The following is a 25,201-nucleotide window of genomic DNA, read 5'->3' as shown; positions in this document are numbered from 1 at the left end:
CGATCGGCGCGCCTTGCGGCGGAGCGGGGCCGCGGTCAGGACGGCGGGCAGACACGAAAATCCGGCCGGCGACGGCGCCGCTCCGATATATTCGTGCTCGAACACGCCACGACCATGCCAACGGAAGGAATCGCTGCCTCGATGAAACGCTCCCATGTCGCCTTCGCCCTTACGGGCCTGCTGGTCGCGGTGCCGATTGCCGCCTACGCGCTCGTCAAGCCGCTGCGCGTCGTCGCGCCCGCGCTGCTTCCCGGCGTGTCGTGCCCCAGCGCGGACATCTGCACGGACGATGCCGCGACGTTCGGCGCCGCGCAGCAGCTCTATCGCGACGGTTATGCGCGCGCGGCGGCGGCCGTGGGCCCGTTTCGCGAGGCCCCGCGCGTCGTGTTCTGCTCGACGCGCGAGTGTGCCGACAAGTTCGGTCTCGGCGAACGCGCGGCACTGACGCTCGGGGATTTCGGCGTGGTCATCGCGCCGCGCGGCTGGCAGACCTACTTTCTCGCGCACGAACTGATTCATCACCGTCAGGCCGAAGTGTTCGGCAACCTCGCGGTCGCGACCAAGCCGCGCTGGCTGATCGAGGGGATGGCGTATGCGCTCAGCGACGATCCGCGTCATCCGCTGACGGAGCCGTTCGAGTCGTGGCGCGCGCGTTTCGGCGCGTGGCATGCGGCGCTGGGCGGACAGCCGATGTGGGATGCCGCAAGGGCGGTGGAATAGCGCGGGACGCGCTCACACGGCGGGCGAGCGCGAACCGCGTTGTCGGCGGATGTGTGCAGACGGGGCGACGCCGCTCATGCTTCGCCCCTGGAGAGTCAGCCCGCCGCCACGCGTCGTGCGCGGCGGGCCCGGTCGTCAGACCGTGGTGTCGATGATGCCCGGGATCTTCACGTCCGGGTTCACGTCCGCGTCGTAGTCGACGCCGGCGATCTCGAAGCCGAACAGTCGCAGGAACTCGGTCTTGTAGCCGGCGAAGTCGGTCATCTCGTACAGATTCTCGTTCGTCACCTTGTCCCACATGGCGACGACCTTGGCCTGCACTTGCGGATCGAGTTCCTTGTAGTCCGCGCGCAGGCGGCCTTCGTCGTCGATGTGCGGCGTCGCGCCGTACATGCTGTCCTTCAGAAGCCCGTACACCTGCTCGATGCAGCCTTCGTGCGTACCCTTTTCCTTCATCACCTTGAACAGCAGCGACAGGTAGAGCGGCATCATCGGGATCGCCGAGCTCGCCTGCGTGACGACGGCCTTCAGCACCGACACGCGGGCATCGCCGCCGTGCGCGGCCAGCTTGTCGCGGATCGACAGCACCTTCTTGTCGAGATCCTTCTTCGCTTCGCCGATCGAGCCGTTCCAGTAGATGTCGTGCGTGATCTGCTCGCCGAGATACGTGAACGCGGTCGTCTTCGCGCCGTCGGCCAGCACGCCGGCTTCAGCGAGCGCGTCGATCCACATCTGCCAGTCCTCGCCGCCCATCACGGCGACGGTGCCGTCGATCTCTTCCTGCGTCGCCGGCTCGAGCGAGACTTCGCGGATCACTTCCTTGTCGGTGTCGAGGCCGCGGAACGTGACCGACTTGCCGACCGGCTTCAGCGTCGAGCTGATCGTTTCGCCCGTCTTCGGATGCGTGCGGCGCGGTGCCGCGAGGCTGTAGACGACCAGATCGACCTTGCCGAGATCCTGCTTGATGGTGTCGATCGTGATCTGCTTGACCTTGTCGGAGAATGCGTCGCCGTTGATGCTGCGCGCATAGAGCCCCTTTTCCGCGGCGAATTTCTCGAACGCGGCGCTGTTGTACCAGCCGGCGGTGCCCGGCTTCGTTTCGCTGCCGGCACGTTCGAAGAACACGCCCAGCGTGTCCGCGCCCGAGCCGAACGCGGCCGAGATCCGGGCGGCGAGGCCATAGCCCGTCGACGCGCCGATCACGAGCACCTTCTTCGGGCCGTTGGCGATCGGGCCGTGCGAAGTCACGTAGTCGATCTGTTCCTTGACGTTGGCTTCGCAGCCGACCGGATGTGTCGTCACGCAGATGAAGCCACGCACGCGCGGTTTGATGATCATGAAAACCTCTAGTCAGAAAGGCGCGGACGGCCTGAAATCGGAAAAATCCCGCGCATTGTAATGGAAGCGGGCTGTCAGGGCGGGAAAGGCGGGCGGCGGCGGCATTCGCGGTTGCCCGGGGTCGGATCATCGAGGGCGGCGATTGACGTCGCCGCCAGTTATTTCTCTCTTGACAGAAATAACTGAAAAAACTAAATTTCCGGACATGGAACTCACACCGATTGCCGAACGATTCATTCTCCACTGGGGCGAAATGGGCTCGCGGTGGGGCGTCAACCGCACCGTCTCGCAGATTCATGCGCTGCTGTACCTGGCCGGAAGGCCGGTCGCGGCCGACGAGATCGCCGAGACGCTCAACGTCGCGCGCTCCAACGTCAGCACGAGCCTGAAGGAGCTGCAGGCGTGGCGGCTCGCGAAGGTCGTGCACGTGCTGGGCGATCGCCGCGACCACTTCGAGACGTCGACCGACATCTGGGAACTGTTCAAGCTGATCGTCGAAGGGCGGCGGCAGCGCGAGATCGAACCGACGCTCACGGTGCTGCGCGATTGCCTGACGAGCCCCGAGATCGCCAACGAGAGCCGCGAAACCGAACAGCGCATTCGCGACACGCTGCAGTTCGTCGAGACGCTCACGACCTGGTCGGACGAGATGCTGCGGCTCAAGCCCGACACGCTGATGAAGGCGCTCGGGATCGGCGCGAAGATCAGCCAGACGGTCAGGCGCAAGTCGTCGAAGTAGGCGGCACCGGACATGCGGGCACGCAGCCCGCTTTTTTTGGAATCTATATTTCTGTCATTACAGAAATAACTGTATATAGAGGATGAAAAAATGAACAAAATCGTGCTGTCGATCCGCCGGCATTGCGCATCGCGGAGCGCGACATGAACATCCTCGTCTGCGGCGCGAACGGCTTCATCGGGCGGGCGCTGGGCGCGCGGCTCGAGGCCGGCGGCCATCGCGTGCTGCGCGGCGTGCGGCATGCGGTCGGCCCGCACGACGTCGCGATCGACTTCGCGAAGGACGTCGATGCCGACGCGTGGCTCGCGCGACTGGATAGCGTCGACGTGGTGATCAACGCGGTCGGGATCCTCGCCGACCGGCGTGACGAGACGTTCGACACCGTGCATCGCGCGGCGCCCTGCGCGCTCTTCACCGCATGCTGCCGTGCCCGCGTGCGACACGTGATTCAGATCTCGGCGCTGGGCGTCGAGCGCGGCGACACGCCGTATTTCGCCAGCAAGTACGCGGCCGACACCTTCCTGCAGACGCTGCCGCTCGATTACCGGATCGTGCGTCCGGCGCTCGTCTACGGCACCGCCGGCACGTCCGCCCGGTTCTTCCGGATGCTCGCGAGCCTGCCCGTGCACGTGTTACCTGCGGGCGGCCATCAGCGGCTGCGCCCCGTGCACATCGACGATCTCGCCGAACTCGTCGCGCGGCTCGTCGATGCGCCGGCGGCCGGTGGACCGGTCATCGACGCGGTCGGTGGCGACGAAGTCGAGTATCGCGAGATGCTGAGCGTCTATCGCGCCGCGCTGGGCTTCCCGCCGGCGGCGCGCGTGACGCTGCCGGGCCCGCTGGTCGGCGCGGCGGCCGCGCTGCTCGGCACGATGCCGGGCGCGATGCTGACCCGCGATACGTGGACGATGCTGCGCGGCGGCAACACCGGCGATCCCGCCGCGCTCGCGGCCGTGCTCGACCGGCCGCCGCGCGGCCTGCGGGATTTCATCGGCGCGAACGCGAGCGCGGCCGCGGCCGTGGCCGCGCTGCGCTGCGATGCGCTCGCGATGTGGCGGCGGCCGCTGCTGCTCGGCGCGCTCGCGATCGTCTGGATCTGGACGGCCATCGTCAGCGCGTTCATTCATCCGCGGCACGACAGCCTCGCGATGCTCGCCCGCGTCCACCTGAGCGGACTGCCCGCGCTGATCGCGCTCTACGGCGCATGCGCGCTGGACTTCGCGTTCGGCGTGGCGACCGTCGCCGCGCCGTCCCGCCGTCTGTGGGCCGCGCAAGGCGCGCTGATCGTCGCGTATTCGGCCGTCATCGCGGTCACGATGCCCGGGCTGCTCGCCGAGCCGTTCGGCCCCGTGCTGAAGAACGTGCCGATTCTCGCGATCCTGTTGATCCTTTTTTCAGAAGAAGAACACGCATGAACATCTATCTCGTGATCAAGACGCTGCATATCCTGTCCTCGGTGCTGATGGTCGGCACGGGCTTCGGCACCGCGTTCTACCTGTTCTTCGCGAACCGCACGCGCTCGGTGCCGGCGATCGCCGCCGTGTCGCGCCTCGTGGTGCGCGCCGACTGGTGGTTCACGACGCCGGCCGTACTGTTCCAGCCCGCGTCCGGGCTGTGGCTCGCGCACACGGCCGGCTGGCCGTTGACGACGCCGTGGCTCATGGCGTCGATCGTGCTGTATGCGGTCGCGGGCGCGTGCTGGCTGCCGGTCGTGTGGCTGCAGATCGAGCTGGCCGCGATGGCGAAGCTCGCGCATGCGAATGGCGATGCCGATCTGCCGGCACGCTACTGGCGTTATGCGAAGCGCTGGGAGTTGCTCGGCTATCCGGCGTTCTTCGCGATGTTGAGCGTGTATTTCCTGATGGTGGTCAAGCCGATGTAAGCGCGCCGCCGGCGCACGGGAGCGGCGGCATGGCGTACGGGAAAGCAGTCGATCGATTCACGATGCACGCGAAAACAAAAGGAGTGCGAATCATGGGCTCAAGTGAACTGGTGCTGTACTTCGACGGGAGATGTCCGTTATGTGTCGCGGCGATACAGCGTCTTCGGGCCCGCGACGCGCGACAACAGCTGGCTTTCGTCGATATCGCCGGGCCGGGCTTCGATCCCGCTCCGCTGGGCGTCGACCTGCCCGCGCTGAATCGGGAGCTGCACATGCGCCTGCCGGACGGACGCATGCTGACCGGTGTGGACGGCATCCTGGCCGCCCATGCGCTGACCGGGCGAAGCCGGCTCGTCCGGCTGCTTCGCGTGCCGGTCGTGCGCAGTGCGCTGGCGCTGCTGTATCGCCGCGTCGCGCGCAACCGGCTTGCCGTCTCGCGCTGGCTCGGCTATCGCGCCGAAGCACCGTGCGACGGGGTGGCGTGCGGTATCGACCGAGCCGCCGAATCCGCAGCGGATCGTCCCGCACGTGATGACGTGCGCCGCATCGTGTTGGCCTGGATGTACGGCGCGGCGATCGCACATCTGCTCGTCGGCATTGCCGTTCCGTGGGTAGCCGGCACGCCGTGGTTCGACGCGTATCACAGCGTCATCGAGCGGCATTTCTGGGCGGGAATGGCGCCCGAACCGGCGCGCGCGCAGCAGATCTGGTGGATGGCGCTGATCGGTGAGACAGTGCAATGCGCGTCGGTCTGGATGCTGGCGCTCGTCCACCTCGGCAACCGGTTGCGCCGGCGGGAAGTGTGGGGGTGGCTGCTGGCCGGCCTGTTGATCTGGGCGCCGCAGGACATGCTGTTTTCATTGCAGGCACATGTATGGGGCCACGTCGCGATCGACGCGGCGGCACTCGTCGCGATGGTGCCGCCACTCGTCTGGCTCTGGAGGAGGGACAGCGTATGAACACCTTGCCCGCTTTCGATTGGGCGCTCATCCTGTTGATCGTGCAGGGCGCGATGGGCGCATTCGATACGCTCTATCACCACGAGTTCACGCAGGATCTGCCGCACCGCCCGCGCGCGCGGCTCGAACTGGCGATTCACGCGGTGCGCTCCGTGCTTTACGGTCTCGTGTTCGCGTCGATCGCGAACGTGGCCTTTCACGGTGCCTGGGTCGCGGCCATCGCGGCGGTGGTGGTGGTCGAGGTGGTGCTGACGTTGTGGGATTTCGTCGTCGAGGATCGGAGCCGCAAGCTGCCGGCGACCGAGCGCGTGCTGCACACGCTGCTGGCCGTTAACGGCGGTGCGCTGTTCGGGATGGTCGCGATACAGCTGGCCGCCTGGGCGCACGAACCGACCGCGCTGCAGGCGCTCGATCTCGGCTGGCGCGGCGGGTTGCTGAGCTTGTTTGCCGTCGGCGTGACGGTATCGGGAATCCGCGACGGGATCGCGGCCTGCCGGATCGCGCGACGCGCGCCGGCCGCCAATCCGTTCGCGGGGCACCCGCCGGGGAACGTGCTCGTCACCGGCGGGACCGGCTTCATCGGCGAAACCCTCGTGAACGGGCTGCTCGATGCAGGGCATACGGTCACGTTGCTGGCACGTGATCCGCTGCGCGCGGCCTACCAGTTTCACGGCCGTGTGCGCAGCGTGACGTCCGTCGAGCAGTTGCAGCCGCATGAGCGTTTCGACACGATCATCAATCTCGCGGGGGCGCCGGTGCTCGGCGCGCGCTGGAGCAAACGCCGGCAGGCATTGCTGCTCGCCAGCCGGGTTGGCGTCACGGAATCGCTGATGCGCTGGGTCGAGACCGCCGAGGTCAAGCCGCGCACGTGGATCCAGGCGTCGGCGATCGGCTACTACGGCGTGCGTCCTTCCGACGAGCCGCTCGACGAGAGCAGCAGCGCCGGCACTGGCTTCATGTCCGAGCTGTGCCGGCAGTGGGAGCAGTCCGCGCAGGCGCTCGAGCGTCACGGCGTTCGCTCGGTGGTGCTGCGGCTGGGCCTCGTGTTCGGCCCCGGTGGCGCGTTGCGCCCGATGCTGCTGCCGCATTACTTCGGGGTGGGCGGGCGATTCGGCGACGGCACGCAGGTGATGAGCTGGATCCACCGGGACGACGTGCTGCGAATCATCGCGCGCGCGATGGGGAATTCGGGCATGCGCGGCGTCTACAACGCGGTCGCACCCGCGCCGTTGACCCAGCGCGAGTTCGTGCAGGTCGTGTCGAAGGTGCTGCACCGCCCGGCGTGGCTGCACGTGCCGGCCGCGCCGCTGCGCATCGCGATGGGAGAGATGGCCGAGCTGCTGCTGGACGGGCAGCGGGTGATGTCGGCGCGGCTGCATCAGGACGGATTCGTGTTCCGGTTCCCGACGGCCGAGCATGCGCTGCGTGACCTGACGAATCGGCCGCACGCGGATTTTCCGCGCACGGCATGTCGTTTGCCGGGTGGTCGTGTATAAACTCGGCGGGAGTGCGTTCGGGCCGTTTCGCGCGTTCCGAACGCTTCGCATTCGACCTCACAAGGAGCCTGCATGCTGCACATCCTCGGCAAGATCCCGTCCATCAACGTCCGCAAGGTGCTGTGGCTGTGCACCGAACTCAACCTGCCGTTCGAACAGGAAGACTGGGGCGCGGGCTTTCGCACGACCAACGATCCGACCTACCTTGCGCTGAATCCGAACGGCCTCGTGCCGGTGATCAAGGACGACGACTTCGTGCTGTGGGAGTCGAACACGATCATCCGCTATCTCGCGAACCGCTATGGCGGCGACGCGCTCTATCCGGCCGAGCCGCGGGCGCGCGCGCGGGTCGACCAGTGGATCGACTGGCAGGGCACGGACCTGAATCGTTCGTGGGTCGGCGCGTTCCTCGGCCTCGTACGCAAGTCGCCCGATCACCAGGACCCGGCGGCGATCGCGCAGTCGATCGCGGGCTGGACGAAGCACATGCAGATCCTGAACGCGCAGCTCGAAGCGACCGGCGCATTCGTGGCCGGCGACCATTTCACGCTCGCCGACATTCCGATCGGCCTGTCGGTGAACCGCTGGTTCGGCACGCCGTTCGAGCACCCGGATTTCCCGGCGGTGAAGCGTTACATCGAGCGTCTGGCGACGCGCGAGGGCTTCAAGCAGTATGCGGGCAGCGCGAACCCGTAACGCATTGCATGTCGCGCGCGATGCGGCGGCTTGACCGCAGCCGCATCGCTGCCTTCCCGCGGCGCGTCACGTGCCGGACGCCGGTACGGCCTCGAGCACGCGCGCGAGAAACGCCTCGTGATTCCACGCGGATTCCGGCCGCGATAATCCAAGCCGCACGACCACCAGCTCGCGGCTCGGCACCACGCTCACGAACTGGCCTTCATGGCCGACCGCATGAAACGCATCGGCGGGCAGCGGGCGCGCGTGCGGATCGCGATCGTTGAACGGCTCCGGCACCTTGACCCACAGATGCGCGCCGAATTCTCCGCGCGTCGACAGCGGCGTCGCGCGCGTCAGGTAGCGCACCCAGCCTTCCGGCAGCCGCCGCTGCCCGTCCCACACCCCGTCCTGCAGCAGAAGTTGCCCGAAGCGCGCCCAGTCGCGCGCGCTCGCATACATGAACGACGCGCTGCCGAGCGTGCCGGCCGCATCGGGCTCGAACACCGCGCTGCGCATCCCGAGCGGCGCGAACAGCGCGCGGCGCGGAAAAGCGAGGTAGTTACTCTCGGTGCCGCCCATCGCCTCGCGCATCACGCGCGCGACGATCGCGCTCGTGCCGCTCGAGTAGTACCACTGCGTGCCGGGCTGCGCGGCGAGCGGCTTGGCCGACGCGAAGCGCGCGGTGTCCGGCTGCGTGAACAGCATCACGGCGACGTCGGACAGCGGGTCGTCGTAGTCCTCGTTGAATTGCAGGCCGCTCGTCATCCGCAGCAGCTCGTCGAACGTGATCGCCGCGCGCGGGTCGCCGACGTCGCGCCATTCGGGCAGCAGCGCCGACGCGTCCGGCGACAGCTTGTGCTGCGCGACGAGCATGCCGGCCAGCGCGGCCGTCACGGTCTTCGTCATCGACCAGCCGGGTAGCGGCGTATCGGCAGTGAAGCCGGGCGCATAGCGTTCGGCGATGATCTGGCCGCGCCACATCACGACGACCGCGCGGGTGCGCCGCGGCCGCGCCGGATCGGGTTCGTCGAACGCGCGGTCGAGCGCGGTCTGCAGCTTGCGAGCGTCGATGCCGGCGGGCGGTGCGGCCGGCGCCGCCGCCTGCACGGGCGGCGGATCGGGGACGGGCGGCAGCGCGGCCGGCAGCACGCCGGGCGACGGCCCGAGCGCGAGCGTGCAGCCGAGCCCGGGCCGGAAGTCCGCCTCGCGTTGCGCGAACCCGGCGAACGTTGCGACGGCCCGATGATGCTCGGGATCGATCGACGGCCGCACCAGTTTCAGCAGCGGGTGCACGCCAGCCATGATGTCGACGTCGATCACCGACGCGGCCGGACGGCCCGACACGAACACGCCGGAACACAGCGCCTTCGCGGCATAACCCGTCGCGATCGGGGCCAGCCGCGACAGCATGTAGCCCGTGTAGCCGGCCGCGGCGACGAGCGCGACGGCGGCACCGCGCAGGATCAGCGATTTGAAGGGGATCGTCATGCGCGAGCGTCCTCGGTGGCGTGCCGGCCGGCAACGATCCGGCAGTGTCGCAGGTTCGGGCGAGCGGTGGCAATCGCGGGGGCGACGACGCCGGGCGGCGTCGATCAGGCGGCATGGTGCCCGGCGTGTGCGAATCGCATGTGTCGATCGCGCGGGTTCGAACGGGCCGCAGTCGGCTCGTTCACGCGGTGCGTCATTGTGCGTTGTCGTTGTCCGAACGCAGTGTCCAGATCGTCGCGGTATTCGTGTTGTCGTCGACGGCCGCGAATTCCGGCTGGCCCTTGCTGCCGTGCCCGAACGCGAGGCCGAAGGCCGCTCCCGGCACGGTATCGACCTGCATCTGCGCGACGAAGTGTCCGGTCACCGTGAATTCGACGATCTCGCTCGGTTGCAGCGGGTCGGGGTTGACCGCGTCGCCGTTGGCGGTCACGAGATGGCCGTTCGGCGCGAGCGCCAGTGCGAGCGGGCCGTGCAGGTGCGCCGCGTCGAAGTAGATCATCCGTCCGACTCCGGCGTTGCGATTCGTCGACGCGGCGTTCTGGATCGCGAACACAGCGTTGTCGCCGGTGGAGGCGACATACAGCACGTCGATGTTCGGGTCGTACGCGAGGCCGGTCGGGCCGACGACCAGCGCGTTGGGATCGGTCCGGTTCACGTAGCCCGACGCGATGATCCGCGAACTCGGCAGCATCCTGACGCCGTTGTTGTCGATCGCCAGTTCGATCCGCGCGACCGTCCCGTTCAGCACGTTCGACACGAACGCGGTCACGCGCTGGCCACGGTCGATCACGGTCATGTCCCACGGCCCGTCGAGCAGCGTGCTGCTGGACAGTTGCGTGACCAGATTGCCTTGCGGACCGATGACGAGCAGCGAACCCGGGGGCACGACGGTCTTGCCGTCCGGCGCGGGAAGGTTGCCGACCAGCACGAAGCCGCTGCGCAGCACCGCGAGCGCGGTCGTCAGGCCGAGATTGCTGCCCTGGAAGAACGTCGTCGGCGTCTTGCCGGGCGACAGCTTCACGACCGTCGTGCCGGTGCCTTGCGCGTTCGACGCCGCGTTGAAGTTGGACACGACGACGTCGCCCGGTTTGAGCGTGCTCCAGCTCGGCACGCCGCGCGGCACGAAGGCGATGCCGTACGGATTGACGTCGCCGTTGGCGGGCACGGTCGACGCGGTGACCGACGAGACCGGCAGGATGACGTCGTTGCCGCCGGCCCACGCGAACGCCGACGACAACGCGACCAGCCCGGCGCCGCAAGCCGCGCGGCATAGCGTGCGCGTCATCGTGCGGCAGGCGTGGGCGAGGAGCGGCGGGTGAATGGCAAGGGCGGGCGAACGACAGGAGGGGAGAGGGTCCATGGCATGACTCCGGTTGGTGATCGCGAGCAGTCATCCCGGCTGCCGGCCTGCGCAGCTGACGGATGTCCGGTGCGGATCCGCGGTCTTGCCGTGCGAATCCGCACTCGGAATAAACGGACTGCGACGGCCGGATATTCCATCCGGCGAACGACATGACACGCAAGCTGGCGTGCATTGTTCACCGCGATCGCGACACGGCCTGACAAGTTGAAATCCGACCCGCCGTCGGCCGATAATCGTCCGGCATCGTTCCCAGTCAAACCGCAATCGCAAAATCGGAAAGCGCCATGTCCTACGACAACAACAACCCGTTCGCCCGGATCCTGCGCGGCGAACTGCCGTGCGTGAAGGTCGCCGAAGACGACGCGACGCTCGCGATCATGGATCTCATGCCGCAGGCCGACGGTCACGTGCTCGTGATCCCGAAGGAGCCGGCCGCGCAGATCTTCGAGCTGTCCGGCGACGCGGCGGCGGCCGGCATCCGCATGACGCAGCGTGTCGCGGCGGCCGTGCGCGCGGCGCTCGGGCCGGACGGCGTGTTCATCGGTCAGTTCAACGGCGCGGCGGCGGGCCAGACGGTCCCGCACGTGCATTTCCACGTGATTCCGCGCTGGGAAGGCGTCGACCTGCGGATGCACGCGCGCGACATCGCCGACGCGGCCACGCTCGAATCGCTCGCCGAGCGCATCCGCGCGCGTTTCGTGTAACGCCTGTACGGCTCGTGATTCGGGCAGCGCCAGCGGGCGCGTGCGGCGACGCCGTTCGCGCCTGTTTCAGCGGTCACACCACGTAACACGTGTAACCGCTCGCGAAACTCGTCCTGGCGGCTCCGGCGCTAGACTCCGCGCATTCGCATTGCCGCATCGAGCGACAGGAAGCGCCAGTCGCCTCTTCGTGCCGGCCGTCACGGGTTGCGACGGCACGGCTTTCGCGCGATGCGACGTCTCCTCTTCGCCGGGAATCGAGCCATGTACAAAGTTCTCATCACATTTGCGCTGATCGGCGGCCTGTCCGGCTGCTATGTCGCGCCGCCTTACGGCTATGCGCCCGCGCCGGTCTATTACGGCTATGCGCCGGCCTATTACGCACCGCCCGTCAGCGTCGGGATCGGCGGCAACTTCCGCATTCGCTGACCCGGCGGCGGTCGCGGGCGCCGCCCGCACGTCGATCGAGCGCGTCGTTCGACGCGCCGCCGCCGCCTCTCGCAGGGAAAACTCGCGCGCCGCATGACGGCGCGCGTGCGCATCGCCCGCCCGGGTTCCTATACTTCACAGGAAAGCCCACTCCGGCGAGGCAAGCCATGGCCGTTACGCGCAAGGTCGCAATCGTTGCGAGCGTCTCCACGCTCGTCTATCTGGGGCTCGCCGTGCTCGGCATCGGCGGGTTCGCCGCCTTCTTCTCACATCCGCCCCTGATCGCCATTGCCGTCGCGACGCTCGCGCTTGCCGTCGTCGCGATGTTTACCGAAGGCAACCTGAGCGCCGGCGAACGCGAGAACCGCGACAATCGCTGGGTGCTCGCGGCCTTCGGCGCGAGCGGGTTCCTGCTCGCGTATTTGCCGGCGCTGACCGACCGCCTCGAAGTGTGGACCTTCGGCGGCGACACGGTGCGCTGGATCGGCGTCGCGCTGTACGTCGCGGGCGGCGTGCTGCGCCTCTGGCCCGTGTTCGTGCTCGGCAAGCGCTTCAGCGGGCTCGTCGCGATCCAGCCGGGCCACACGCTGGTGACGGACGGCATCTACAGCAAGATCCGCAACCCGAGCTATCTCGGCCTGCTCGTCAATGCGGCCGGCTGGGCGTTGGCGTTCCGCTCGGGCGTCGGGCTGCTGCTCGTCGCGTTGACGTTGATTCCGCTCGTCGCGCGCATCCGTTCCGAGGAAGCGCTGCTGCGCACGCAATTCGGCGCCGAATACGACGCGTATTGCGCGCACACCTGGCGGCTGATTCCGGGCGTGTACTGACCCTCGTTCGACGCGAACGACCGGGCGATTCCGCCGGCTCGCGGCATGCCGCCGATGTGTTGCCACGTGTGTCCGAACCCGCGCGACGGGCACGTTCCGCATCGCCGAAAAACGGGGCTTGACCATGACCGAAGCCCCTGCCGGCGGGCGTTCCCGGCGGTTTTCGGCAAGCTTTTCCGGTCCGCTTTCGGTAAACAACTTGTTACCAGAATGTCGACGGCACGCAGGCTCGACCGGTGCTATTCTTCGCCGCAAGCTCATTGAAATGAATTGGTCCGGGATTCGGCACAATGCCGGCATCGACGCCGATCGATTCAGATCGTCGTATCGAGCGGACCTTCGATAACCAGATTGCGAACAAGGAAGAATACGGGAATGTGGAAGAAAATCGCCCCCGCTCTCGTCGTCGCCGTGCTGACCGGCGCGACCGCAGTGCCGGCATTGGCCGGTGACATGAACAACGCGCTCGGCGGCGCGCTCGGCGGGGTTGCCGGCGCAGCGGTCGGCGGCGCGGTCGGCGGCAGCACCGGCTCCGTGATCGGTGGCGCGATCGGCGGCGGCGCAGGTGGTGCCGTGACGTCGAACCGTCGCGAGCGCACCGGCGCGATCATCGGCGGCGCACTCGGTGGCGGCGCGGGTACCGCGGCCGGCAACGCGATGGGCGGCCGCACGGGCGGCCTGCTGGGCGCGGCCGTCGGCGGCGGCGCCGGCGCGGCGCTCGGCGGCAACCTGTCGCGCAACTCGTATGACCGCGGCGGCGATTATGGCGATCGCGGCCATCGTCACCGCAAGCATCGCCACCACCGCGACTGGGACTGATCGCCGCGGGCGCGGCACGGTGCGCGGCCTGCGCACCGGCGCGCCCGACGCGTCGGCACCCGATCCGACAGCCGGCCCGGCGGCCTCAGCCGGGCCGCCATCGCCGACAAGACCGGCGGCCTTCACCCCCTTAGGCAGTTCATGCCCGGCCCCGCTCGACGGGTTGGCGCGCTCTCTCCCGCTTCACCTTTCCCGCTTGTAGACGACATCGCCAGTTGCATCGACATGCAACCGCGCAGGGTCGGCCATCCCCATTTCGCCATCGCCGATCGACGGATTGCCGTCCGGTCATCAGGATTTCCCTGAGGCGCCGACGCGTCCACGGCACGCGTTGTCGGGCCATCGCGCGCCACGGCGGGTAGTGGGAAATCGAATGGATGTCATCGCAACATTTAATTGGTCGATCCGGATCGACTTCGCTATCGTCAACGCTGCCCGCGTACGGAATCGAACCGTGCCGTCCCTCGTGCCCCGCCGCATGACCCCGAGTGTCCGGGGCCCGGCCGCCGGACCCGCAAGCATGGGGCGCCCCGCCCGCTGAACCGGGCGGGCCCGTCGCGAAGCCTGGCCGACCGAACGAAGGCGCCCGCGCTTTCAAGCCACCCCGGCAACGATGTCCCGCCGTCGCATGCGTGCCCCACGCGCGTGCCGCGCCTGCCGTTGCGACCCGGGGCCGGACCAACCCATTGCCTGGATGCTTTATGTCTAAGACAACGTATTACGCGCCGCATGGCGGCCACCCGCCGCAGACCGATCTGCTGACCGATCGCGCGATGTTCACCGAGGCGTACGCGGTCATTCCGAAGGGAGTGATGCGCGACATCGTCACGAGCTGGCTGCCGTTCTGGACCAACACGCGCCTGTGGGTGATCGCGCGTCCGCTGTCGGGTTTCGCCGAAACCTTCTCGCAGTACATCGTCGAAGTGAATCCGGGCGGCGGCAGCGACAAGCCCGAGCAGGACAAGAACGCCGAAGCCGTGCTGTTCGTCGTCGAAGGCGAGGCCGAACTGACGCTGCAGGGCAAGCAGCACACGCTGAAGCCGGGCGGCTACGCGTTCATCCCGCCGGGCGCCGACTGGACGCTGCACAACGTCAGCGATGCCGCCGTGCGTTTCCACTGGATCCGCAAGCACTATCAGGTCGTCGACGGCATTGCGCTGCCGGAAGCGTTCGTGACCAACGAGCAGGACGTCGAGCCGATCCCGATGCCGGGCACCAACGGCGCATGGGTGACGACGCGCTTCGTCGACATGAGCGACATGCGTCACGACATGCACGTGAACATCGTGACGTTCGAGCCGGGCGGCGTGATTCCGTTCGCCGAGACGCACGTGATGGAGCACGGCCTGTACGTGCTGGAAGGCAAGGCCGTCTATCGCCTGAATCAGGACTGGGTCGAGGTGGAAGCGGGCGATTTCATGTGGCTGCGCGCGTTCTGCCCGCAGGCATGTTATTCGGGCGGCCCCGGCCGCTTCCGTTACCTGCTGTACAAGGATGTGAACCGTCACATGAATCTGACGCTGAATCCGGCGCGCTAAGCGGTCGCGCACGTCGGACACGAAAACCCGCTGGTGCATGCCGGCGGGTTTTTTTATTGATGCCGCCGCGCGATGCAGTGGACGTGGCGGCCGGGCCGTCGTCGCACGCTACGCGTCGAGCGTTGAGGCGGCCAGCCTCGCGACCTGCAGCCGCGTATCGGGCGGCAGGCCGTCCTCGATCAGCCAGACCGCCGACAAACCGGCCCACGCAAGAATCCACTGCAGCAACCGGCGGCGGTCGAGTTGCGCAGCCTCGGCGACGAGCGCGACGCGCCGCGCGAAGCGGGCGGGATCGACGGCGATGTCGTGTGCGGGATTGCAGAACAGGTTCGCGTAATCGAACGCGCGGTCGCCGCGCAAACCCTTCGGGTCGATCGCCAGCCAGCCGCGATCGCCGAAGTGCAGCACGTTGCCGTGATGGATGTCGCCGTGCAGCACGACGTCGTCGTCGACGGGCGGCGCGGCCAGCAGCCGGCGCGCCGCCGTGGCCGAACGCCGCAGCGTGTCATCGCCGGTGTCATGCGACAGCAGCGCGTGGAACCAGTCGGTCAGCGGCACGACCTCGGGCGCTGCCGGTGCGCGATGCGCGTGCAGCCGCGCGACCGCGCGGCATGCGATCCGGATCGCATCGTCGTCGTGGCCCGCGGCGGACAGGCCGACGAGCGTCGGCGCCGGCTGCGCGCGTTCGAGCAGCACCGCGTCGCTGTCGTGCAGCCACACGCGCGCGGCGCCATCCCCGTTCCACCAGGTCATCAGCGCATTGCCGCGGCGCTCTTCGTCGCAGGTCGCGACCTTGAGCATCGCGGGGCGCGCGTGCCAGACGACGGGCAGCACGCCGCCGCTCGCGGTCAGGATCGGGCCGCCGTCGGGAACGAGATCCCACAGGCGCAGGTACGTGTCGAACATGCAGACGATGGTACAGGCGAACCGGCTCGTGCGCCGCGCGGGCTACCCGGCACGGCTGCCGCGCAACCATTCCTAAATAAAATTTAGCCAGCCAAACTTAGGCTAAAGAGTGTTCCGGTATCCCGGTATCCCTTCGACAATGCGCGCCTTCCGTGATCGACGGGCGCCTGTTGCGCGCCCGCGTTCGCCGCATTGAAGAAGGAGCCTGCATGACCGACCACACCGCCAACCCTCCAACGCCACCGGCCCCGCCTCCCGCATCGCCGCGCCGCCGCGCATGGCGCATCTTCGCCGGCGCGCTCTTCGGCCTGACGCTCGCGTGCGCGGGCATCGGCGCATGGACGATCGATCGCATCTGGACGCAGTTGCCATCCGTCGAGCACCTGGCCGTCTACCGGCCCGCGCTGCCGCTGCGGATTTTCTCGCGCGACGGCGAACTGCTGGCCGAGTACGGCGTCGAGCGCCGCGAATTCGTGCCGCTCGAACGCATTCCGCCGCTCATGCGGCACGCGCTGCTCGCGGCCGAGGACGCGAAGTTCTACCAGCACGGCGCGGTCGATATCGGCGGCCTCGCGCGCGCGACGTTCGCGAACGTCGTGACCGGACAGCCGGGGCAGGGCGGCAGCACGATCACGATGCAGGTCGCGCGCAACTTCTACCTGACGCGCGACAAGGTGCTGAGCCGCAAGCTCGCCGAGATCCTGATGGCCATCAAGCTCGAGCGCGAGTACAGCAAGGACAAGCTGCTCGAGCTTTACATGAACCAGATCTATCTCGGCGAGCGCGCGTATGGTTTCGCGGCGGCCGCGAACGTGTATTTCGGCAAGCCGCTCGACGCGCTGAGCGCGGGCGAAGCGGCCGTGCTGGCCGGATTGCCGAAGGCGCCGTCCGCCTTCAATCCGGTCGTCAATCCGGCGCGCGCGACCGCGCGCCGCAACTACGTGCTCGGCCGCATGCATGCGCTCGGCGAACTCGACGAGGCGACCTATCGCGCGGCGGTCGACGCGCCGATCGCGCTGGCGACCACGCCGCCGCCCGGCATCATCGCGGCGCCGTACGTCGCGGAGCGCGCGCGCCGGATGATGGTCGAGCGCTTTCACGACGACGCCTATACGCTCGGCCTCGACGTGACCACGACGATCTCGATGCGCGACCAGCGCGCGGCCGAAGCCGCGCTCCAGCGCACGCTGAGCCGGCAGCCGCGCGCGAGGCGCGATGCGCGCAGCGGGCTCGAAGGCGCGCTCGTGTCGCTGGATGCGGCGACGGGCGACATGCTCGCGCTCGTCGGCGGCGCGGATTTCAACCGCAACGTGTTCGACCACGCATTGCAGGCGTATCGCCAGCCGGGTTCGAGCTTCAAGCCGTTCGTCTATTCGGCGGCGCTGGAGAAGGGCTACTTTCCGGGCGTGCTGGTCGACGACACGCAGCGCACGCTGACCCATGAGGAAACCGGCGCGCGGCCGTGGCGCCCACGCAATTTCGGCAACCGCTACGAGGGCTTCATTCCGGTGCGGCGCGGGCTCGTGCGCTCGAAGAACCTGGTCGCGGTCAGCCTGATGCAGGCCACCGACGCGCGCTACGTGCAGCAGCACGCGGTGCATTTTGGCTTCGACGCGCAGCGCAATCCGGCGTCGCTGCCGCTCGCGCTCGGCGCGGGCGCGGTGACGCCGCTCGAACTCGCGAGTGCGTACAGCGTGTTCGCGAACGGCGGGACGCGGATGGAGCCGCGCCTGATCCTGTCGGTGAAGCAGCGTCACGGCGGCGCGATGTACGAGGCGACGACGCCTGAAGGCGCGCGCGTCGTGTCGGCGCGCAACGCGTTCATGATGGACAGCATGCTGCGCGACGTCGTGAAGGCCGGCACCGCGCGTGGCGCGCTCGCCTTGCGCCGCGACGACGCAGCCGGCAAGACGGGCACGTCGAACGGATCGAAGGATGTCTGGTTCGCCGGCTACTCGTCGGGCATCGTCGCGGTCGCGTGGCTCGGCTACGACACGCCGCGCCCGATGGGGCGCGCGACCGGCGCGACGCTCGCGCTGCCGGTCTGGCTCGACTACATGAAGACGGCCGTCGACGGACGCACGCCGGTTGCTGCGACGCCGCCGCAGGACGTCGCGCTCGTCGACGGCGATTTCGTGTACGCCGAATACACGCGCGGCACGTGCACGGCCGACGTGCCGTCGTACATCCGCAGCCGCTTCGCGTGCGGCGGCGCGCCGGCGGCGGAGGCGCCGGATGCTTCGGGCGAACAGGGCAGGCCCGACGAGCCGATGCCCGCGGCCGTCGATGCGGCCGAGCGCGAACGCGTGCTCGACCTGTTCCGTACCGAAGACTGAGGCGCGCGATGCATACGCTGTATCTGATCGCGATCGTCGCGGAGGCGATGTCGGGCGCGCTGATGGGCATGCGGCGCGGGATGGACCGCTTCGGGCTCGCGCTCGTCGGCGCGGTGACGGCGCTCGGTGGCGGCACGGTGCGCGACGTGCTGCTCGGCCACTATCCGCTCGGCTGGATCGCGCATCCCGAATATCTGGTGATCACGCTCGTCGCGGCGACCGTCGCGTCGTGGGCCGCGCGGCACGTCGCGCGGATGAAGACGCTGTTCGTCACCGTCGACGCGATCGGTCTCGCGGCGTTCACGATCATCGGCTGCGATATCGGCGCGGCGACGGGCAGCGCGCCGATCATCGTCGTGCTGGCCGGCGCGATCACCGGCGTGTGCGGCGGGATGCTGCGCGACCTGCTGTGCAACGAGATGCCGCTGATCCTGCGCGAGGAACTGTATGCGAGCGTCGCGTTCTTCACGGGCACGCTGTACGTCGGGAGCCAGCATCTCGGTATCGATGCCGGGTTGGCGTCGATGGTCGCACTGGCGGCGGGCTTCACGACGCGCATGCTTGCGGTGCGGCTCGGATGGAAAATGCGGACGTTCGGCGTCGCGGACGTCGAGCATTGAGCGAGATTGCCGCACGGATGCGACGACACGCGTGCGCTACGCCGGCACCATGACTGGTGGCGACCCGTCACCCGTTTCAACCATCTTCACCGCGAATCCGTAGCACTGCGCGATATGTGCGGGCGTCATCACGTCGCGCGGCGCGCCGTGCGCGACGATCGTGCCGTCCGCGAGCATCGCGATCGTATCCGCGTGCCGCGCGGCGAGGTTCGGATCGTGGACGATCGCGAGCACGCCGAGCCGCCATTCGCGCGCAACGGTGCGCACGGTGTCGAGCAACCGGTGCTGATGCGCGAGATCGAGCGCGGCGGTCGGTTCGTCGAGCAGCAGGTAGCGCGGGCCGTTTTCCGTCGCGTCGTCGTCCGGCCACAGCTGCGCGAGCACGCGCGCGAACTGCACGCGTGCAAGCTCGCCGCCGGACAGCGTCGTGACGTCGCGGCCGACGAGCGTCTCGGCGCCCGCGCGTTCGAGCGCCTGCCACGCAATGTCGCGATCGCGTTGTGCGATCACGTGCCGCGCGCCGCTGCGTCGTGCATGCGGATAGCGGCCGAGCAGCACGATTTCGTCGACGCTGAACGGAAACGCCGGTTGCGCGGCCTGCGGAAGCACGGCGCGCAGGCACGCGAGCCGCGGTGCGTCGATGCGCGCGAGCGGTTCGCCGTTCAGCGCGATGTCGCCGGTCACGCGCACGCCGTGCGGCGCGACGCTGCCGGTCAGTTCGCCCGCCAAGGTCTTCAGCAGCGTGCTCTTGCCTGCGCCGTTGCGGCCGAGCAGCGCGGTCACGCGGCCGGGTTCGATCGACAGCGACAGGTTGTGCAGAACGATGCGGTGCCGGCGGGCGACGTCGAGATGTTGGGCGGTCAGCATGATGAGCGCATGAAGGATCAGCCGCCGAGTGCGCCGCGGCTTTTCCACAGCAGCGCGAGAAAGAACGGCGCGCCGAGCAGCGCGGTGAGCACGCCGAGCGGAATCTCGGCGGGCGCGGCGGCGGTGCGCGCGGCGAGATCGGCGGCGAGCGTCAGCAGCGCGCCGAGCAATGCGGCGCCGGGCAGCACCACGCGCTGGTCGGGGCCGCACGCGAGGCGCACGCAGTGCGGCGCGACGAGGCCGATGAAACCGATGATGCCCGCGCACGATACGAGCGCGCCGACCGTGAGCGCGACCGCGATGAGCACGCGCCGTTTGAGCTGCTGCACCGGCACGCCGAGATGCAACGCCTCGGTTTCGCCAAGCTGCAATGCATTGAGCGCGTCACGGTCGCGCACGAGCAGCCCGCAGCCGATCGCGACGCACGGCGCGACGGCCGCCAGCGCGGGCCATTGCGCGCCGCCGAGGCTGCCGAGGCTCCAGAAGGTCAGCGAGCGCAGTTGCGCGTCGTCGGCGACAAACGTGAGCAACCCGATCGCCGCGCCGACCAGCGCGTTGATCGCGATGCCGGCGAGCAGCAGCAGCGGCAGCGCGAGCCGGCCGCGCGACGCGGCGAGCCGGTAGACGAGCGCCGCGACCGCGAGCGCGCCCGCGAACGCGGCGACGGGCAGCGCGACCGCTCCTGCATGCGCGGCGAACAGCGCGGGGCCGAGCACGATCGTCGTCGTTGCGCCGAGCGCCGCGCCGCTCGACACGCCGACGAGCCCCGGATCGGCGAGCGGGTTGCGGAACAGCGCCTGCATCGCGGCGCCGGCCGCGCCGAAGCCGCCGCCGACCAGCAGCGCGAGTACGACGCGCGGCGCGCGGATGTCGACCAGCACCGCGCGTGCCTGTTGCGCGGCCGGGTCGCCGCTCAGCGCGGCCCAGGCTTCCGCGAATGGAATGCGATATGCGCCCACGCACAGCGCGACGATGGACATGGCGCACACGAGGATAGCGAGCGCGGCCAGCGCGAAGGGCGCGATGCGGCGTGTCGCGCCGACGCGTGCGGCGCCCGTGCGCGCTACGTGCGACCGCGCGGGGAAAGGTGAAGCGTGAGCGGGCATCGTGTCGATCCGGAATCAGGCGAGCGCATCCGACAGGCGCCGGTGCAGGGTCGTGACGGCGAGCGGCAGGCGCGGGCCGAAGCCGAGCAGGAACAGCGCATCGAGCGACACGACGCGCCGTGCGCGGCCGGCCGGCGTCGCGCCGAAGCCGGGTGCGGCGAGCAGCGCGTCGCGGCCGCCGACCGCCGCGAGCCCTTCGTCGGAGATCAGCACGACGTCGGGTGCGGCGGCAGCCAGCGCCTCGGTCGTCAGCGGCTTGTAGTGATCGAAGCCCTGCATCGCGTTGCGCGCGCCCGCGTAGCGGAGCATCGCGTCGGCGGCCGTGCGCTGGCCGGCGACGAGCGCCTGGTTGCCCGTATGGTTCAGCACGAACAGCACGCGCGGCGGCTGCGCGCCGCCGGGCACGCGCGTGGCGATCGCGTCGCGGGCGGCCTGCCAGTCGCGATCGAAGCGCTGCAGCAGCGCGGTGCCCGCGTCGCGCACGTCGAGCGCCTGTGCAACGCCGCTGATCTTCGCGCGCACCGAGTCGACGTCATGCCGCTCGTTGAACGTCGTCACCGCGACACCCGCGCTTTTCACTTGCGCGATCGCGGCAGGCGGGCCGGCTTCCGCCGACGCGAGCACGAGATCGGGGCGCAGCGACAGCAGCCCCTCGGCCGACAATGCGCGCTGATAGCCGACCTTCGGCAGGCGTTTCGCGGCGTCCGGGTACGTGCAGGTCGTGTCGGTGCCGACGAGCCGGTAACCGCGCGCGTCGGCGCCGCCGAGCGCGAACGCGGTTTCCGCGAGCGCGCCGCCGATCACGACGACGCGCTTTTGCGCGGCTTGCGGGCGCGCTCGGCCGGGCAGCGCGCCCGCGAGCGCACCGGCGACCGCGCTCGCGAGCACGACGCGGCGACGCGGCAGGAACGATTGCGCGCTCACCGTGCGTCTCCGCGCGCCGCCGACGGCAGCGTCGCGACGAGCGCGCGCCAGTCGTCGCGTTCGACCTGACCCGGCTTGCGCTCGCCGAACAGCAGCGCGACGTGGTCGCCCTGCCGGTCGAACAGCTCGAGCGACGTGACGATGCCGTCGCTCGTCGGCTTCTTCACGACCCACGCGGCGGCGATCAGGTCCTCGCGCACATGCAGGTTGAAGCCCGGGTCGAGCACGTTGATCCACGCGCCGACCTCGCGCACGTTCGCGACGGGGCCCGTGTGGATCTGGATCAAGCCCGCATTGCCGACGAATACCATGATCGGCTGGCCGCTCGACGCGGCCCGTTCGAGCACGTGACGCAGCGCGTGCGCCGCTTCGACCGGATACGCATATTGCGGATCGGCGAGGCGCAGCGCCTGCATGCGGCTCACGCCGAAGCGCTGCGTGATGCCGAAGAACTGATGCGTGTCGGTCATCGCGTCCCACGCGGCGCGAAAGCCCGCGACGTCGATCTCGGTGTCCGCGCGCTCGGGCGTTTTCGGCGCGGCGGGCGCGACGTCGAGCCCCGGCGTTTGCGACGCCGCGCGCCAGCGTTCGACGAACGCGTCGTACGCCGCGTGATCGCTGTGCGCGCGCAGGTAAACCTTGTGGATCGCGTGACCTTGCGCGTCGAAGAACTGCAGGCTCTTGAGCGGACCGTGCGCGGTTTCGTCGCGCACCGCGAACGCCGACGCCCAGTGGCGGTAGAAGATGCGCAGGTCGATGTCGCCGAGCGCGAGGCCGACCGGGCCGTCATGGCTCATCTGCGCATATTCGCCGTCTTTCTCGTGGACGGCCGTGTCGTTGCGCGTGAGCGCCATCACGCGGCCGAGGCGCGGCATTTCCTCGAACATCGCCGGAAAGCGCGCGTCGAGCCGCACGACGTGTTCGCCGACGAACGCGGCGAGCGCCTCGCCTTCGCTGACGCCGAGCGCTTGCGCGACGTCGCGGTTGCGCAACTGGCGCTCGGTCTTGAGTTTGATGAACGCGTCGCGCAACGCGGCGGGCGCGCGGGCCGGCGTGGCCGGCTGACCGGGAAGGGCGGATTGCATCATGTCGGACTCCTTCAAGTAACGGTTGGGGTGGCAGCGCGGGCGGCGCGCATCAGAAATCGACCTTCATGCTGACGGCGACGGTGCGGCCTGACGACGTATATGCATCGAGCACCTGCGAATCGGCGGCGGTCCCGCGTACGTCCGACCAGTTCCAGTACTTCCGGTCGAACAGGTTGCGGATGCCGATCGTCGCGCTCACGTGCTTGTTGAAGCGGTAGCCGCCGCGCAGGTCGACGACGAACGACGACGGCGGCGAGAAGCACGTCTTGTTCGAACAGTCGGACTTGTCGATGTCCTTGTCGCGTTTCGCGGCCTGGAACAGCAGGTCGGTCTGCACGAACCAGCGTTCGCCGGGTTCGTAGCGCACGCCGAACACCGCCGAGAACGGAGTGACCGTGTTCAGCGGCTGGCTCGCCGCGCCGTCGTTCTGCGTCGAGCCCTTCGTGAACGCCATCGCTGTCTTCAGCGTGATGCCGTTCGGCATCGCCCATTCGGCGCGGCCTTCGAGGCCGTGGATGCGCGCGTCGGCGAAGTTCACGTACTGGAATACGAACGGATCGGCCGGGCGGCCGCTGCCGGCGATCGTCGTGCGCGAGATGAAGTTGCGGTAGCGGCCCGTGAACGCGGCCGCGCTGTAGCGCACGATGCCGTAGCCGGTGCCGGCCTTGCCGCGCAGGCCGGCTTCGAACGTGTCGCTCGTCTCGGGCTTCAGGTTCGGATTGCCGATCGACGTGTAGCCGTACACGGGGTTCGAGAAGCTGCTGTTCACCTGGTCGGGCGTCGGCGCGCGGAAGCCGTGCGCGTACTGCGCGTACGGAATGACCGCGGGCGTGATCTCGTAGAGCACCGCGACGCGCGGCGACACTTCATTCGCGCTCGTCGACACCGCGGTGCCGGTGAACAGCGGATCGTTCCGCGTCGGGCTCAGGCGGTACGTGTCGAAGCGCAGCCCCGGCGTGACGAGCAGGCGGCCATAGCCGATCCGGTCCTGCACGAACGCGCCGAACAGCGTGTAGTCGGTGTCGGGGAACGCCTTGTTCGGGAACGCCTCGCCCACGCCCGGCACCGTGCCGTCGCGCAGGTTCGTCACGCGCGACACGCTGCCGTCGACGCCATACAGCAGCTTGTGCGCGAACGGGCCGGTCGCGAAGCCGCTTTCGGCGAACGCGGCGCCGCCGAACGTGCGCTCCTTGTACTGGTTGTCGCGGGAGCGCGAAGGCTGCCGGCCGCGCGTCTCGAACGCGTACTGGTCCTGTTTCGCGTCCTGGTAGTAAAACTGTGCATGGGCGGTCTGGAACCAGCGGAACGCATCGTCGCGGAAGTCGTAGTCGACGCTGAAGCGGTTGCGCTCGAGCCGGTCGTTCGTCGTGAGGCCGAGCGTGGTCGGCGCATTGATCGCGGACAGCACGTCGGTGCTCACGCGCCGCTGCACGGTTTCCGCGGTGAACCTGATCGAGTCGCGCGTGGTGGGTGTCAGCACGAGCTTGCCGAGCAGCGATTCCGAATAGACGTCCTGCGGATTCGACGTGGTGCGCAGCGTGCTCACCGAGTTGTTGCCGCCGCGCGTGTCGACCTCGTGGCCGCGCCGGCCGTCGGCGATGATCATCCCCTGTACGCGATCGTTGCCGCCCGCGGCCGACACGGTCGCGCCGACGCTGCGGTCGGCCGAGTCGTAGCTCGGCCTGAACGAGAAGTAGGTGGGTTTGCCGTAGATCGACAGCAGGTCGCGCGGATCCTTCGTGATGAAGTTCACCGCGCCGGTCAGCCCGTCGCTGCCGTACAGCGCCGATGCCGGCCCGCGCAGGATCTCGATGCGCTTGAGCATGTCGAGATCGGCGTAGTCGCCGCGGCCGGCTTCGAGCGGGCCGAACGAAAACGCGTTCGGCAGGCGGATGCCGTCTTCCATCAGCAGCACGCGATTGCCTTCGAGGCCGCGGATGTTGATGCTCGAATCGCCGTCGCGGCCGCCGCCGAGCGCGGCGCTGCCGGGGCGGTACGCGGTGCGGCGCACCGTGACGCCCGGCTCGTAGCGCAGCGCATCCTTGATGTTGGTGGCCTGCTGTTCTTCGAGATCGTCGTCGGTGATCGCCGACACGGACGCGGCCGTGCGGCTCGCGGCGGTGGCGGTGCGGGTGGCCGTGACGGTGACGGGGTCGAGCAGCGCCGCATCGCCGCGCATGGACGCGGCGGCGATCAGGACGGCAGGTGGCGGGTTGGCGCCTTGCGGCGGCGAATCGGCATGAGCCGGGGCGGCGGACAGGCCGAACGCGCCGAACAGCGCGGCACAGATCGGCTGCCGCGCGAGTGGATGGCAATGCACAGGTGGTCTCCCATTGACGATGACTAGCCCGAAGGCTGGCTGGGTGACGCGTTCACC

At 69.0% G+C, this 25,201-nt stretch carries 23 protein-coding genes; 14 read left to right on the top strand and 9 right to left on the bottom strand.

What is annotated here, in order from left to right; genetic code table 11:
- Nucleotides 1-141 precede the first annotated feature (141 nt).
- A complete protein-coding gene (locus WS87_RS27795) occupies nt 142-720 on the top strand; it encodes a hypothetical protein (protein WP_059815068.1) in 579 nt (192 codons plus the stop codon).
- Between the two features lie 135 nt (nt 721-855).
- On the opposite strand, the gene fabV is transcribed toward WS87_RS27795, so the two are convergent.
- Entirely contained in the window at nt 856-2,058 is a 1,203-nt protein-coding gene (gene fabV / locus WS87_RS27790) for an enoyl-ACP reductase FabV (protein ID WP_059467255.1), read from the bottom strand.
- A 205-nt stretch (nt 2,059-2,263) separates the two neighbouring features.
- Here fabV and WS87_RS27785 point away from each other — a divergent pair, with 205 nt between their 5' ends.
- From WS87_RS27785 to WS87_RS27760, 6 genes are all read left to right on the top strand, one after another.
- A complete protein-coding gene (locus WS87_RS27785; protein WP_047902276.1) occupies nt 2,264-2,797 on the top strand; it encodes a GbsR/MarR family transcriptional regulator in 534 nt (177 codons plus the stop codon).
- A gap of 143 nt (nt 2,798-2,940) precedes the next feature.
- Nucleotides 2,941-4,212 carry an SDR family oxidoreductase gene (locus WS87_RS27780; protein ID WP_059815256.1) on the top strand — a complete coding sequence of 424 codons (1,272 nt, stop codon included), beginning with the start codon at nt 2,941-2,943 and terminating at the stop codon, nt 4,210-4,212.
- Entirely contained in the window at nt 4,209-4,679 is a 471-nt protein-coding gene (locus WS87_RS27775; protein WP_059815062.1) for a DUF2269 family protein, read from the top strand. Before WS87_RS27780 ends, WS87_RS27775 begins: the two co-directional genes overlap by 4 nt.
- Before the next feature lie 92 nt (nt 4,680-4,771).
- Nucleotides 4,772-5,638, top strand: a complete 867-nt coding sequence (locus WS87_RS27770; protein WP_059815059.1) for a thiol-disulfide oxidoreductase DCC family protein — start codon at nt 4,772-4,774, stop codon at nt 5,636-5,638.
- Nucleotides 5,635-7,134, top strand: a complete 1,500-nt coding sequence (locus tag WS87_RS27765) for a TIGR01777 family oxidoreductase (protein ID WP_059815054.1) — start codon at nt 5,635-5,637, stop codon at nt 7,132-7,134. Before WS87_RS27770 ends, WS87_RS27765 begins: the two co-directional genes overlap by 4 nt.
- Before the next feature lie 72 nt (nt 7,135-7,206).
- Entirely contained in the window at nt 7,207-7,830 is a 624-nt protein-coding gene (locus WS87_RS27760; RefSeq protein ID WP_059528655.1) for a glutathione S-transferase family protein, read from the top strand.
- A 66-nt stretch (nt 7,831-7,896) separates the two neighbouring features.
- On the opposite strand, the gene WS87_RS27755 is transcribed toward WS87_RS27760, so the two are convergent.
- Together WS87_RS27755 and WS87_RS27750 are read right to left on the bottom strand one after the other, a co-directional pair.
- The gene (locus WS87_RS27755) at nt 7,897-9,300 is read right to left on the bottom strand and encodes a serine hydrolase domain-containing protein (protein ID WP_059815051.1); all 1,404 of its coding nucleotides are present in this window, start codon (nt 9,298-9,300) and stop codon (nt 7,897-7,899) included.
- Nucleotides 9,301-9,493: 193 nt separating this feature from the next.
- Entirely contained in the window at nt 9,494-10,660 is a 1,167-nt protein-coding gene (locus tag WS87_RS27750; RefSeq protein ID WP_179952349.1) for a hypothetical protein, read from the bottom strand.
- Between the two features lie 287 nt (nt 10,661-10,947).
- Here WS87_RS27750 and WS87_RS27745 point away from each other — a divergent pair, with 287 nt between their 5' ends.
- The 5 genes from WS87_RS27745 to WS87_RS27725 all read left to right on the top strand — a co-directional run bounded on the left by WS87_RS27745 (nt 10,948) and on the right by WS87_RS27725 (nt 14,977).
- Nucleotides 10,948-11,367 (top strand): HIT family protein, encoded by a 420-nt coding sequence (locus WS87_RS27745; protein WP_059815048.1) that lies wholly within the window; start codon nt 10,948-10,950, stop codon nt 11,365-11,367.
- Nucleotides 11,368-11,628: 261 nt separating this feature from the next.
- Nucleotides 11,629-11,793 (top strand): hypothetical protein, encoded by a 165-nt coding sequence (locus WS87_RS34070; RefSeq protein ID WP_175908542.1) that lies wholly within the window; start codon nt 11,629-11,631, stop codon nt 11,791-11,793.
- A gap of 167 nt (nt 11,794-11,960) precedes the next feature.
- A complete protein-coding gene (locus WS87_RS27740) occupies nt 11,961-12,620 on the top strand; it encodes a methyltransferase family protein (protein ID WP_059815045.1) in 660 nt (219 codons plus the stop codon).
- A 375-nt stretch (nt 12,621-12,995) separates the two neighbouring features.
- On the top strand, nt 12,996-13,439 hold the full coding sequence (locus tag WS87_RS27735) for a hypothetical protein (RefSeq protein WP_059528642.1): 444 nt from the start codon (nt 12,996-12,998) through the stop codon (nt 13,437-13,439).
- 701 nt (nt 13,440-14,140) lie between these two features.
- Nucleotides 14,141-14,977, top strand: a complete 837-nt coding sequence (locus WS87_RS27725; protein ID WP_059608096.1) for a bifunctional allantoicase/(S)-ureidoglycine aminohydrolase — start codon at nt 14,141-14,143, stop codon at nt 14,975-14,977.
- Nucleotides 14,978-15,085: 108 nt separating this feature from the next.
- Here WS87_RS27725 and WS87_RS27720 read toward each other — a convergent pair whose 3' ends face one another.
- A complete protein-coding gene (locus WS87_RS27720) occupies nt 15,086-15,883 on the bottom strand; it encodes an aminoglycoside phosphotransferase family protein (protein WP_059815041.1) in 798 nt (265 codons plus the stop codon).
- A 209-nt stretch (nt 15,884-16,092) separates the two neighbouring features.
- On the opposite strand from WS87_RS27720, the gene WS87_RS27715 reads away from it, so the two are divergent.
- Nucleotides 16,093-18,219, top strand: coding sequence for a penicillin-binding protein 1A (locus WS87_RS27715; protein ID WP_059815039.1), 2,127 nt, complete (start codon nt 16,093-16,095; stop codon nt 18,217-18,219).
- 8 nt (nt 18,220-18,227) lie between these two features.
- The gene (locus WS87_RS27710; RefSeq protein WP_059815035.1) at nt 18,228-18,839 is read left to right on the top strand and encodes a trimeric intracellular cation channel family protein; all 612 of its coding nucleotides are present in this window, start codon (nt 18,228-18,230) and stop codon (nt 18,837-18,839) included.
- A 36-nt stretch (nt 18,840-18,875) separates the two neighbouring features.
- On the opposite strand, the gene WS87_RS27705 is transcribed toward WS87_RS27710, so the two are convergent.
- Genes WS87_RS27705 through WS87_RS27685 form a run of 5 tightly spaced genes read right to left on the bottom strand, consistent with a single transcriptional unit; the run spans nt 18,876 to nt 25,144 of the window.
- Nucleotides 18,876-19,706, bottom strand: coding sequence for a heme ABC transporter ATP-binding protein (locus WS87_RS27705; RefSeq protein WP_059815250.1), 831 nt, complete (start codon nt 19,704-19,706; stop codon nt 18,876-18,878).
- A gap of 17 nt (nt 19,707-19,723) precedes the next feature.
- On the bottom strand, nt 19,724-20,812 hold the full coding sequence (locus WS87_RS27700; protein WP_059815031.1) for a FecCD family ABC transporter permease: 1,089 nt from the start codon (nt 20,810-20,812) through the stop codon (nt 19,724-19,726).
- Nucleotides 20,813-20,827: 15 nt separating this feature from the next.
- Nucleotides 20,828-21,736, bottom strand: a complete 909-nt coding sequence (locus tag WS87_RS27695; RefSeq protein WP_059815028.1) for a heme/hemin ABC transporter substrate-binding protein — start codon at nt 21,734-21,736, stop codon at nt 20,828-20,830.
- Nucleotides 21,733-22,824 (bottom strand): hemin-degrading factor, encoded by a 1,092-nt coding sequence (locus WS87_RS27690; RefSeq protein WP_059815024.1) that lies wholly within the window; start codon nt 22,822-22,824, stop codon nt 21,733-21,735. Before WS87_RS27690 ends, WS87_RS27695 begins: the two co-directional genes overlap by 4 nt.
- A 49-nt stretch (nt 22,825-22,873) precedes the next feature.
- Nucleotides 22,874-25,144, bottom strand: a complete 2,271-nt coding sequence (locus WS87_RS27685; protein WP_059815021.1) for a TonB-dependent hemoglobin/transferrin/lactoferrin family receptor — start codon at nt 25,142-25,144, stop codon at nt 22,874-22,876.
- Nucleotides 25,145-25,201 lie beyond the last annotated feature (57 nt).

It is taken from the genome of Burkholderia sp. MSMB0856, assembly GCF_001524645.2.
GTDB classification, from domain to species: Bacteria; Pseudomonadota; Gammaproteobacteria; order Burkholderiales; family Burkholderiaceae; genus Burkholderia; species Burkholderia diffusa.
The sequence above is the reverse complement of the archived record's forward strand: the minus strand, read 5'-3'. Positions and strand labels throughout refer to the sequence as shown.

Coding starts and splice junctions, on each gene's coding strand:
- WS87_RS27795 (WP_059815068.1), top strand. CDS start 142: ATGAAACGCTCCCATGTCGCCTTCGCCCTTACGGGCCTGCTGGTCGCG.
- fabV (WP_059467255.1), bottom strand. CDS start 2,058: ATGATCATCAAACCGCGCGTGCGTGGCTTCATCTGCGTGACGACACAT.
- WS87_RS27785 (WP_047902276.1), top strand. CDS start 2,264: ATGGAACTCACACCGATTGCCGAACGATTCATTCTCCACTGGGGCGAA.
- WS87_RS27780 (WP_059815256.1), top strand. CDS start 2,941: ATGAACATCCTCGTCTGCGGCGCGAACGGCTTCATCGGGCGGGCGCTG.
- WS87_RS27775 (WP_059815062.1), top strand. CDS start 4,209: ATGAACATCTATCTCGTGATCAAGACGCTGCATATCCTGTCCTCGGTG.
- WS87_RS27770 (WP_059815059.1), top strand. CDS start 4,772: ATGGGCTCAAGTGAACTGGTGCTGTACTTCGACGGGAGATGTCCGTTA.
- WS87_RS27765 (WP_059815054.1), top strand. CDS start 5,635: ATGAACACCTTGCCCGCTTTCGATTGGGCGCTCATCCTGTTGATCGTG.
- WS87_RS27760 (WP_059528655.1), top strand. CDS start 7,207: ATGCTGCACATCCTCGGCAAGATCCCGTCCATCAACGTCCGCAAGGTG.
- WS87_RS27755 (WP_059815051.1), bottom strand. CDS start 9,300: ATGACGATCCCCTTCAAATCGCTGATCCTGCGCGGTGCCGCCGTCGCG.
- WS87_RS27750 (WP_179952349.1), bottom strand. CDS start 10,660: ATGGACCCTCTCCCCTCCTGTCGTTCGCCCGCCCTTGCCATTCACCCG.
- WS87_RS27745 (WP_059815048.1), top strand. CDS start 10,948: ATGTCCTACGACAACAACAACCCGTTCGCCCGGATCCTGCGCGGCGAA.
- WS87_RS34070 (WP_175908542.1), top strand. CDS start 11,629: ATGTACAAAGTTCTCATCACATTTGCGCTGATCGGCGGCCTGTCCGGC.
- WS87_RS27740 (WP_059815045.1), top strand. CDS start 11,961: ATGGCCGTTACGCGCAAGGTCGCAATCGTTGCGAGCGTCTCCACGCTC.
- WS87_RS27735 (WP_059528642.1), top strand. CDS start 12,996: ATGTGGAAGAAAATCGCCCCCGCTCTCGTCGTCGCCGTGCTGACCGGC.
- WS87_RS27725 (WP_059608096.1), top strand. CDS start 14,141: ATGTCTAAGACAACGTATTACGCGCCGCATGGCGGCCACCCGCCGCAG.
- WS87_RS27720 (WP_059815041.1), bottom strand. CDS start 15,883: ATGTTCGACACGTACCTGCGCCTGTGGGATCTCGTTCCCGACGGCGGC.
- WS87_RS27715 (WP_059815039.1), top strand. CDS start 16,093: ATGACCGACCACACCGCCAACCCTCCAACGCCACCGGCCCCGCCTCCC.
- WS87_RS27710 (WP_059815035.1), top strand. CDS start 18,228: ATGCATACGCTGTATCTGATCGCGATCGTCGCGGAGGCGATGTCGGGC.
- WS87_RS27705 (WP_059815250.1), bottom strand. CDS start 19,706: ATGCTGACCGCCCAACATCTCGACGTCGCCCGCCGGCACCGCATCGTT.
- WS87_RS27700 (WP_059815031.1), bottom strand. CDS start 20,812: ATGCCCGCTCACGCTTCACCTTTCCCCGCGCGGTCGCACGTAGCGCGC.
- WS87_RS27690 (WP_059815024.1), bottom strand. CDS start 22,824: ATGATGCAATCCGCCCTTCCCGGTCAGCCGGCCACGCCGGCCCGCGCG.